This is a genomic window from Agrobacterium sp. LY4 (assembly GCF_001526585.1).
GTDB lineage: Bacteria > Pseudomonadota > Alphaproteobacteria > Rhizobiales > Rhizobiaceae > Agrobacterium > Agrobacterium leguminum.
Window position 1 is genome coordinate 1 of the sequence record NZ_ASYA01000009.1, and the last position, 5,072, is coordinate 5,072.

The following is a 5,072-nucleotide window of genomic DNA, read 5'->3' on the forward strand; positions in this document are numbered from 1 at the left end:
CGCATGAACCTGGTGACCGGCGATTACGCCCGCCAAAAGGGAGCGACCACCGCCGGCGTGCGGCCCGAACATCTGCTGCTGTCGAAGGAAAGCGGGCTGTGGCAGGGCAAGGTCACCGTCGCCGAACATCTCGGCTCCGATACCTTCCTGCATCTCGAGGTCGATGGTATCGGCCCGATCACTGCTCGCACGGACGGCGAGTTCGAATGCAAACACGGCGATACCGTCTTCATCACGCCGGATGAGACAAAGATCCACAGGTTCGAAGAAAAGGGTAAGGCGATATGACGGGCAGACTGGAAGGCAAATCCGCGCTGATAACAGGTTCGGCGCGCGGCATCGGCCGTGCCTTTGCGGAGGCCTATATACGCGAGGGGGCAACCGTCGCCATTGCCGATATCGATTTCGAGCGCGCCAGCAAGACCGCCCGCGAGATCGGCGAGAATGCCTATGCCGTCGAACTCGATGTCACCAAGCAGCATTCCATCGACACCGCCATTCGCACGGTGGAGGGCCAGACGGGCGGGCTCGATATCCTTATCAACAATGCCGCGCTGTTCGACCTTGCACCGATTGTCGAGATCAAACGCGAGAGCTACGAAAGACTGTTTTCGATCAACGTGTCCGGCACGCTGTTCATGATGCAGGCCGCCGCAAAAACAATGATTGCTCGGGGAAAAGGCGGCAAGATCATCAACATGGCAAGCCAGGCGGGCCGGCGCGGCGAGGCCTTGGTGGCGGTCTATTGCGCCACCAAGGCCGCCGTCATCAGCCTCACCCAATCGGCCGGGCTCGATCTCATCAGGCACGGCATCAACGTCAACGCGATTGCGCCGGGCGTGGTCGATGGCGAGCACTGGGACGGCGTGGATGCGCTGTTTGCGAAATATGAAAACCGCCCCGCCGGTGAAAAGAAGCGGCTGGTTGGGGAGGCCGTGCCCTTCGGCCGCATGGGCCGTGCTGAAGACCTGACCGGCATGGCGATCTTCCTTGCCTCCGATGAGGCCGAATACATCGTCGCCCAGACCTACAATGTCGATGGCGGCAACTGGATGAGCTGAGTATCGGGCGCCTGTGTCGCCCGGCCTTGGCACGAACAACGTTTCCCCTTCGAGGATCGTGACATGACATGCAAACTCTCCCTCGCAACGCTTGACGACGCCAGAAAAACCGCGGCGGTTCCGGCCTATTCCCGGGCCGATCTTTCCGCCGGCATCGTGCATTTCGGCGTCGGCAATTTCCACCGCGCCCATCAGGCGGTTTATCTGGATGACCTGTTCAACACCGGAACGGACCATGACTTCGCCATCATCGGCGCGGGCGTTCTGCCGTCGGATGCGGTGATGCGGGAAAAGCTTGCCGCGCAGGATTTCCTGACGACGGTGGTGGAGCAGGACAATAACCGCACCGGTGCGCGCGTTACCGGCCCGATGATCGACATTCTGAAGGTCGGCGACACAAAGGCCATCATCGATACGCTCGCCGATCCGAAAATCCGCATCGTCTCGATGACGATTACCGAGGGCGGGTATTTTATCGATGCTTCCGGTTCCTTCAACCCGCAGCATCCTGCCATTGCCGAAGACGGCAGAAACCCGGCTTCGCCGAAAACCGTGTTCGGCCTCATCGTCGCCGGGCTGAAGGCGCGGCGCGACAAGGGGCTGCAACCCTTCACCGTCATGTCCTGCGACAACATTCCGCATAATGGCAAGGTCACCAAAAATGCCGTGGTCGGGCTCGCGGCCTTGTCCGATCCGGCCTTTGCCAACTGGATCGGCGAAAACGTCGCTTTCCCCAACTCCATGGTCGACCGCATTACGCCTGCTACCGGCGAGCGCGAACGCAATATCGCCCGCGACGATTTCGGCATCGAGGACAATTGGCCGGTCTTCTGCGAGGAGTTCAAGCAATGGGTGATGGAGGATAATTTCCCAGCCGGTCGCCCGGCGCTGGAAAAGGCCGGCGTACAGTTTGTCAGGGACGTTGCGCCCTATGAGCACATGAAAATCCGCATCCTCAATGGCGGCCACGCGGCAATCGCCTATCCGGCGGCGCTGCTCGACATCCATTTCGTGCATGAAGCGATGGAACATCCGCTGATCCGGGCATTTCTGGCAAAGCTCGAAAATGAAGAGATCATCCCGGTCATTCCGCCGGTTCCCGATACGAATCTCGCCGATTATTTCGCCCTGATCGAGCGGCGTTTCCTCAATCCGAAGATCGGCGACACCATTCCGCGTCTGGCGCAGGACGGTTCCAACCGCCAGCCGAAATTCATCTTGCCATCCACCGCCGACCGGCTGGCGCGCGGCGAGGATATCGTCGGCCTTTCGCTGGTTTCGGCGCTGTGGTGCCGTTATTTCCAGGGCACCTCCGACAGCGGCAAGGAAATCGCCTTCAACGATGCCAGCGCCGAGCGGCTTCAGGCGGCGGCGATCAAGGCCAAGGACGATCCGATGGCCTTCCTCGCGCTTGAGGATATCTTCGGAACAGTTGCCGAATCGGAGCTTTTCCGTAAACGCTTTGCCCATGCAGTGAAGACGCTGTGGCAAGAAGGCACGGCGAAGACCTTGCAGCTTTATCTGGATGACAAGCTGGCTGAAAAGTGACTGAGAGATGGAAGACGAGACCGGGCCCCTTTTGATTTTCGATTGCGACGGCGTTCTCGTCGATAGCGAGCCGGTCTCCATCTCCGTCCTTCTCGACATGCTCTCCCATCTCGGCGTGACCATGGGAGAGGAAGAGGCCTATGAGCGCTTTCTCGGCCGCAGCGTCGCCAGCATGACGGCGACGCTGTTTGAGGATTACGGTGTCGAAACCGACATCGATTTTCTCGACCATATGCGCGCAACATTGTTCGAGCGTTTCCGCACCGAGCTTCGGCCGATTGACGGCATTGGCGAAACGCTGGACAGGCTCCTGCCGCTGCGGCGCTGCGTCGCTTCCTCAAGCCAGCCGGAACGCATCCGTTATTCGTTGGGGCTGACCGGCCTGATCGACAAATTCGAACCGCATGTCTTCAGCGCCACCATGGTAAAGAACGGCAAGCCGGCGCCCGATCTTTTCCTGCATGCGGCGCGCGAAATGGGCGTCGAGCCGCGTCACTGCATCGTGATCGAGGACAGCCCGGCCGGCATTGCCGCCGCAAAGGCCGCGGGTATGGGCGTTTTTGCCTTTACCGGCGGTTCGCATGCGCGCTTTCCCGCATTCCGTGAAAAGATCGCCGGGCTTGGCGCGGATGCGGTGTTTGACGCGATGCCGGATTTGGTCCAACTTGTCCGTAGCTATGTGGGGAAGGGCGGTTTTGACGGCCAAATGGAACGTGATGCGGGCTGAAGTAGATTTTGCCTGCCGCCGTCGCCGGGTCGTTGCGCAAGGGATGGAATTGCAGTCTTGATGCGTCAAAATCTCGTCGCTGTCGATGTCGGCACCGCCAGCGCCCGGGCCGGCATTTTCGATCCGGCCGGCCGGCTGCTTGCCCGCTCCACCCATCCCATCCTGATGCGGAGGCCGCAGGAAAACCACGCCGAACACGATTCCACCGACATATGGAACGCGGTCTGCATCGTGGTGAGGACAGCGCTTGCCGAGGCCGGTGTTTCGCCGCAAAGCATAGCCGCCATCGGTTTCGACGCCACCTGCTCGCTGGTCATCCGTGATGGGCGTGGTGAGCCGGTTTCGGTTTCCGTTACCGGTGAAGACCGGTTCGACACCATCGTCTGGCTCGATCACCGGGCAATCGACGAGGCCGACCGGTTGACGGCATCCGGCCACCGGGTGCTGGATTTTGCCGGCAACAGCGTCTCGCCGGAAATGCAGATGCCGAAGCTGATGTGGCTGAAGACGCATATGCCGGCAAGCTGGTCGCGCATGTCCTTCGCTTTCGATCTGGCGGATTTCCTGACGTGGAGGGCGACCGGTTCAGCGCAGCGCTCAAATTGCACGCAGACGGCGAAGTGGAATTTTCTGGCGCAGGAAAATCCCGGCTGGCAGGCGGATTATCTCGAATTGGCGGGCCTCGCCGATTTGAGAGAGCGGGCAGGGCTGCCCGAGACCACGGTAATGTCGGGGGAAAGCATCGGCCCGCTTTCGCCCGAAGCTGCCGCCGAACTGGGTCTCGATACCGGTTGCCAGGTGGCGGCGGGCATGATCGACGCCTATGCCGGCGCGCTCGGCGCATTGGGCGGCTGCCTGTCTGCGGATGTGGGCCGGCATGTGGCGCTGATCGCCGGTACGTCGAGCTGCCTTGTCGCCATGTCCGAGCGGCAGATGCCCGGCCACAGCCTCTGGGGTCCCTATTGGCAGGCGATCCTGCCGGGTCACTGGCTGGTGGAGGGCGGGCAATCGGCCACCGGCGCGCTGCTCGACCATATCGTGCGCATGCATGCGGCAGGCGGTGAGCCGGATACGGCGCTGCATGCCCGCATCGTTGCGCGGGTAACGGAATTGCGCGCGCTTGAGGGCGAGGCCTTCGCCGAGCGGCTGCATGTGCTGCCGGATTTCCACGGCAACCGCTCGCCGCTTGCCGATCCGCATGCCGTCGGCGTCATCAGCGGACTGACTTTGGATACGTCTTTCGACAGTCTCTGCCGTCTTTACTGGCGCACGGCCGTCGCCATTGCGCTCGGCGCCCGCCATGTGCTCGATGCGATGGAGCGTTTCGGTTATGCGGTGGAAAGCCTGCACGTTACCGGCGGGCATGTGAAAAACCCGCTGCTGATGGAGCTTTATGCCGATGTGACGGGCAAGCGCATCGTCGTTCCCGCCACCGCCGATGCGGTGCTGCTCGGCACGGCGATGACGGCGGCGACGGCCGGCGGGGTGCATGCGAACCTTGCCGCAGCAGGGGCCGCCATGTATCCGGGCAATGCGGAAATATCAGGCAATCCGGCGCGTGGCCCCCGTTATGAGCGGGATTACCGCCGCTTTCTCGCCATGCACCGCCATCGTCAGGAACTGGAAAGCCTTTGATTTTCTAAAGGCTAATAGCAGGCGCTGATGGTTGCCGCGCATTTCTTCTCCCCGCCGGGGAGAAGGTGGCCCGAAGGGCCGGATGAGGGGGCAACCCCTCC

5 protein-coding genes are annotated in these 5,072 nt (G+C 61.8%); all 5 read left to right on the forward strand.

Annotation, left to right across the window (positions count from 1 at the left end; all coding sequences use genetic code 11):
- On the forward strand, positions 1-288 hold a 288-nt coding region (locus L904_RS09610; RefSeq protein WP_156428576.1), incomplete at its 5' end, for a TOBE domain-containing protein.
- Positions 285-1,061, forward strand: coding sequence for an L-iditol 2-dehydrogenase (locus tag L904_RS09615; protein ID WP_020811195.1), 777 nt, complete (start codon positions 285-287; stop codon positions 1,059-1,061). The genes L904_RS09610 and L904_RS09615, both read left to right, overlap by 4 nt.
- A 63-nt stretch (positions 1,062-1,124) precedes the next feature.
- Positions 1,125-2,609 (forward strand): mannitol dehydrogenase family protein, encoded by a 1,485-nt coding sequence (locus L904_RS09620; RefSeq protein ID WP_035260396.1) that lies wholly within the window; start codon positions 1,125-1,127, stop codon positions 2,607-2,609.
- Positions 2,610-2,616: 7 nt separating this feature from the next.
- Complete coding sequence (locus tag L904_RS09625; RefSeq protein WP_020811197.1) at positions 2,617-3,336, forward strand: HAD family hydrolase; 720 nt, start codon at positions 2,617-2,619, stop codon at positions 3,334-3,336.
- Between the two features lie 60 nt (positions 3,337-3,396).
- Positions 3,397-4,971, forward strand: coding sequence for an FGGY-family carbohydrate kinase (locus tag L904_RS09630; protein ID WP_059762508.1), 1,575 nt, complete (start codon positions 3,397-3,399; stop codon positions 4,969-4,971).
- Positions 4,972-5,072: the final 101 nt, after the last annotated feature.

Coding starts and splice junctions, on each gene's coding strand:
- L904_RS09615 (WP_020811195.1), top strand. CDS start 285: ATGACGGGCAGACTGGAAGGCAAATCCGCGCTGATAACAGGTTCGGCG.
- L904_RS09620 (WP_035260396.1), top strand. CDS start 1,125: ATGACATGCAAACTCTCCCTCGCAACGCTTGACGACGCCAGAAAAACC.
- L904_RS09625 (WP_020811197.1), top strand. CDS start 2,617: ATGGAAGACGAGACCGGGCCCCTTTTGATTTTCGATTGCGACGGCGTT.
- L904_RS09630 (WP_059762508.1), top strand. CDS start 3,397: ATGCGTCAAAATCTCGTCGCTGTCGATGTCGGCACCGCCAGCGCCCGG.